The organism is Actinomycetospora sp., assembly GCF_036497585.1.
Classification (GTDB): Bacteria; Actinomycetota; Actinomycetes; order Mycobacteriales; family Pseudonocardiaceae; genus Actinomycetospora.
Window position 1 is genome coordinate 1 of sequence record NZ_DASXJD010000187.1, and the last position, 4,380, is coordinate 4,380.

At 78.4% G+C, this 4,380-nt stretch carries 5 protein-coding genes; 4 read left to right on the top strand and 1 reads right to left on the bottom strand.

The genetic code is table 11. From position 1 onward, the window contains the following. Positions 1–23 precede the first annotated feature (23 nt). From VGH76_RS18005 to VGH76_RS18015, 3 genes are read left to right on the top strand one after another with little or no spacing between them, the layout of a single operon-like run. Positions 24–692, top strand: coding sequence for a D-sedoheptulose-7-phosphate isomerase (locus VGH76_RS18005; RefSeq protein ID WP_414637753.1), 669 nt, complete (start codon positions 24–26; stop codon positions 690–692). Beyond that, complete coding sequence (locus VGH76_RS18010; protein ID WP_331558084.1) at positions 689–2,260, top strand: PfkB family carbohydrate kinase; 1,572 nt, start codon at positions 689–691, stop codon at positions 2,258–2,260. Before VGH76_RS18005 ends, VGH76_RS18010 begins: the two co-directional genes overlap by 4 nt. Continuing rightward, positions 2,257–3,000, top strand: a complete 744-nt coding sequence (locus tag VGH76_RS18015) for an SDR family oxidoreductase (RefSeq protein ID WP_331558085.1) — start codon at positions 2,257–2,259, stop codon at positions 2,998–3,000. Before VGH76_RS18010 ends, VGH76_RS18015 begins: the two co-directional genes overlap by 4 nt. On the opposite strand, the gene VGH76_RS18020 is transcribed toward VGH76_RS18015, so the two are convergent. Continuing rightward, the gene (locus VGH76_RS18020) at positions 2,991–3,389 is read right to left on the bottom strand and encodes an STAS domain-containing protein (protein WP_331558086.1); all 399 of its coding nucleotides are present in this window, start codon (positions 3,387–3,389) and stop codon (positions 2,991–2,993) included. The two genes, VGH76_RS18015 and VGH76_RS18020, sit on opposite strands and share 10 nt — an antisense overlap. 242 nt (positions 3,390–3,631) lie before the next feature. Here VGH76_RS18020 and VGH76_RS18025 point away from each other — a divergent pair. After that, positions 3,632–4,380, top strand: a 749-nt coding sequence (locus VGH76_RS18025) for a PfkB family carbohydrate kinase (RefSeq protein ID WP_331558087.1), incomplete at its 3' end; no start/stop codon positions are given.

The following is a 4,380-nucleotide window of genomic DNA, read 5'->3' on the forward strand; positions in this document are numbered from 1 at the left end:
GCCCGACGTCCCAGGCCGACCGCATGCGGGGTCGGCCCGCCGTCACCGCGGCGACCACCACCGCGCCGGCCCCGGCGCCCGCCGCTCCCGCGCGCCGCGCGCGCACCGTCGTCGACGACCACCTCGACGAGCTCGGGGTCACCCTCGCCGCGCTGCGGACCCACGCGCCGCGGTTCGCGTCGTGGGGCACCGAGCTGGCCGGGCGCCTGCGTCGCGGCCAGCGGCTGCTCGCGGCGGGTAACGGCGGCAGCGCGGCCGAGGCCCAGCACCTGACCGCCGAGCTGGTCGGGCGCTACCGCGGCGAGCGCGAGCCGCTCTCGGCGATCGCCCTGCACGCCGACACCTCGACGATGACCGCGCTCGGCAACGACTACGGCTTCACCGAGATCTACGCCCGCCAGGTCCGTGCGCACGGGCGCCCGGGCGACGTGCTCGTCCTGCTCTCCACCAGCGGGCGCAGCGAGAATCTGCTGGCCGCGGCCGAGGTCGCCCGCTCGCTCGGGGTGACGGTGTGGTCGGTGACCGGCGCGGACCCGAACCCGCTCGCACAGGCCAGCGACGAGGCGATCTGCCTGCCGGGCGCGACGCCCTCGGTGCAGGAGGCGCACCTGGTCGCGGTGCACCTGCTCTGCGAGATGGTCGACGCGGCCCTCGGCCGGTCCGTCGTCCAGGAGCCCGGGGGTGCGCGGTGAGCGCCCCGCTGGTCGTCCTGGGCGACGCCCTGCTCGACGTGGACGTCGACGGGCGGGTCACCCGGCTCTGCCCGGACGCGCCGGTCCCCGTGCTCGACGCCGAGGCGGAACGTGAGCGCCCAGGCGGCGCCGCGCTGGCCGCGCTGCTGGCGGCCCTGGGCTTCTCGCGCCCGGTCCGGCTCGTCGCCCCGCTCGGCGACGACGCCGACTCCCGGCGGGTCCGCGCGCTGCTCGACGGCCTCGTCGAGGTCGTGCCGTTGCCCGCCGGCGGCTCGCTGCCGGTGAAGAGCCGCATGCTCGCGGGCGAGCGGCCGCTGCTGCGCCTCGACCGCGGCGGGCTCGACGCCGGGCCGTGGGAGGAGGCCGCGCTCGCCGCCGCCCGCGAGGCCCTCGACGGCGCGGGCGGGGTGCTCGTCGCCGACTACGGCCGGGGCGTCACCGCCGACCCCGGGGTGCGGGAGCTGCTCACCCGGGCCGCGCGCCGCGTGCCGGTGGTGTGGGACCCGCACCCGCGCGGCGCCGACCCCGTCCCCGGCGTCACCCTGGCCACGCCCAATCTCGACGAGGCCCGGGCGGCCGCCGACGGGTCGGGTGCCTCCGACGACTGGTTCACGACGGCGTCCCGCGCGGCCGCCGCGCTGCGCGGCGTCTGGCGGGCCGAGTCCGTCACGGTCACCGCCGGCGCCCGAGGCGCGGTGCTCCACGGTGGCGGCGGGCTCGTCGTCGTGCCCGCCGAGGCCGCCACGGGCGGGGACCCGTGCGGCGCGGGCGACCGGTTCGCCGGCGCCGCCGCGCTGGCCCTCGCCGCGGGCCGTACCGCCGACGAGGCGGTCTCCGACGCGGTCGCCGCCGCCGGGTCGTTCGTGGCCGGCGGGGGAGCGGGCGCGGTCCGCCGTGACGCCGACGGCTGGCACGCCCCGGGTCTGGATTCGAGCGAAGGTGCCCTTCGGTCGACTAGATCGGCCGAGGGCGCCCCTCGCCAATCGGCCGACCCCGGACCCGATTCGACCGAAGGTGCCCTTCGGTCGACTAGATCGGCCGAGAGCGCCCCTCGCCGGAACGGACAGCACCGCGACGGCGACCGCGCCTCGGCCGTCGTCCACGCCGCCCGCGCGCGCGGCGCCCGCGTCGTCGCCACCGGCGGCTGCTTCGACCTGCTGCACGCCGGGCACGCCCGCACCCTGGGCGCCGCCCGGGAGCTCGCCGGCGAGGACGGCGTGCTCGTCGTCTGCCTCAACTCCGACGCCTCGGTGCGTCGGCTCAAGGGACCCGCCCGCCCGATCGTCGGGCAGGCCGACCGCGCCGAGCTGCTCGCCGCGCTGGCCTGCGTCGACGCCGTCACCGTGTTCGACGAGGACGGGCCCCAGACGGTGCTCGCGCACCTGCGTCCCGACGTGTGGGTCAAGGGCGGCGACTACGCCGCGGACGACCTGCCCGAGGCGGGCCTCGTGCGCTCCTGGGGCGGCGAGGTCGTCGCCGTCCCGTACCACGCCGGGCGCTCGTCGACCCGGCTCGCCGCCGCCGCGGGCGTCGGCGCCGCCGACCACCACCAGGAAGGACCCTCATGACCTCACCGCTGCCCACCCCCGATCCCGGGACCACCACGCGCACGTCCCGTCCCGCCGGCTCGCTCGGCACCGTCCTCGTGACCGGCGGCTCGTCCGGGCTCGGCGCGGCCGTCGCCGACGCCGTCGCCGCGGGCGGCGGCACCCCCGTGGTGCTCGACCTCAAGGCCCCCGACGCCGGCCACGCCTTCGTCGAGGTCGACCTCGCCGACACCGCGGCCGCCGAGTCGGCCGTCGCGCAGGCCGCCGACGCCCACGGCGGGCTCGACGGGGTGGTCACCGCGGCCGGCATCGACCGCTGCGGGCGGCTCGTCGACGTGGCCCGCGAGGACTGGGAGCGCGTGATCGCGGTCAACCTGCTCGGCACCGCCGCCGTGGTCCGTGCCGCGCTGCCCCACCTCGAGGCGCGCCGCGGCAAGGTCGTCACCGTCTCCTCGACCCTCGGGGTCAAGGCCGTGTCGGACGCCACCGCCTACTGCGCCTCGAAGTTCGGGGTGGTCGGGTTCACCCGGGCGCTCGCCGCGGAGTGGGCCGGGAAGGTCGGTGTGACGCTGCTCGTCCCGGGCGGTATGTGGACCCACTTCTTCGACGACCGTCCCGACCAGTACAAGCCGGGCGCCGACGCCCGGCTCAACGACCCGGCCGAGACCGCCGACGCCGTGCTCTACGCGCTGACCCGGCCCGCGGGCAGCGAGGTGCGGGAGCTGGTGGTGGCCGCCTCCGAGGAGGGCTCCTACCCGTGACCGTCCGCCCCGGCGGCCGCGAGCGCGCCCGGGACGTCGTCGTGCAGCGTCAGCACCCGGTCCAGGCCGGTGATCGCGAGCGGCCGGCGTACCGCGCGCACCGCGCCCGCCACGAGCAACAGGGCGCAGCCGCGGGTGCGCAGGTCCGCGTCGACCTCGAGCAGCAGGGTCATGCCGGCCGAGGCGAGCAGCACCACGCCGGTCAGGTCGAGCACGACGGCGCGCGCGCCGGCACCGAGCGCCTCGTCGACCCCGGCGCGGACCGCGCTCACCCCGGCGGCGTCGACGTCGCCGAGGACCGCCACGACGTGCGCGTCGGGTCCCGCCGGGCGCACCGCGACGTCGACGGTGCCCGGCTCGGGCCCCTCGGCGGCGTGATCGGCGTGCACTGGGCCTCCAGGAACGCGGGCGCCCTGCGGGTCGGGGTCGCGCGGCACGGGCGCGACGCAGCCGGGGAGCTCGGGACGGCAGGTCAGCGGGAGCCGGGAGCACGCTTCTCGACCCCGCGGCGGCGTCGCCGAACCCTAACGAGGTGCCCGCGGGCAGGCCACGCAGTGTCCGGGCGGGTCACCTCCGTTCGGGTGGCCGACGCGACGGCCGTCACTCCACCGCGACCGACGGATCTCCACCGATGACCGAGAGGACCACCGACATCGTGTCCCAGCCGTTGACGTCGGCGCCCTTGGCCGCCGACCTCCCGGAGCGCCTGGCCGCCGCCGCCCCGCGCGTCGTGGTGATCGGCGACGCGGTCCTCGACTGCTGGATGAGCGGCCCGTCCCGGCGCCTGTCCCGCGAGGCGCCCGTGCCCGTCGTCGAGGTCGAGGTGACCCACGCCGCCCCGGGCGGGGCCGCGAACACCGCGGTCAACCTCGCCGCCATGGGCGCGAAGGTCCGCCTGGTCTCGATGGTCGGCGGCGACGAGGACGGGCACACGCTGCGGCGGCTGCTCGAGGAGGCGGACGTGGACACCGACGGCTTGCTCGCGGGCGAGGGCCCGACGGCGGCCAAGCGGCGCATCGTCGCCGACGAGGCCATGGTCGCCCGCTACGACACCCTCCCGCCGGCACGCTCCCACGACGGGTTCACCACGGCGCTGGACGCGGCCCTCGACACCGACCCCGACGCCGTCGTCGTCTGCGACTACGGCACCGGTGTCCTCGACGACGCCGCAGTGGCGGCCCTGGCCGCGCGACGCGCCCGCTGTGGCGTGCTCGTCGTCGACGCCCACGACCCGGGGCGGTGGGCGCCGGTGCGCCCCGACGTCGTCACCCCCAACGCCGGCGAGGTCGCGACCCTGCTCGGGCGCGCCCTGCCCGGGCCCGATCGCGCGGGTGCCGCCGAGGCCGCCGCCGGTGAGCTGCGGGCCCGCTCCGGCGCGGG

Bases quoted from the DNA above. Each gene is read 5' to 3' on its own strand.
- VGH76_RS18005 (WP_414637753.1), top strand. From the start codon at position 24: ATGCGGGGTCGGCCCGCCGTCACCGCGGCGACCACCACCGCGCCGGCC.
- VGH76_RS18015 (WP_331558085.1), top strand. From the start codon at position 2,257: ATGACCTCACCGCTGCCCACCCCCGATCCCGGGACCACCACGCGCACG.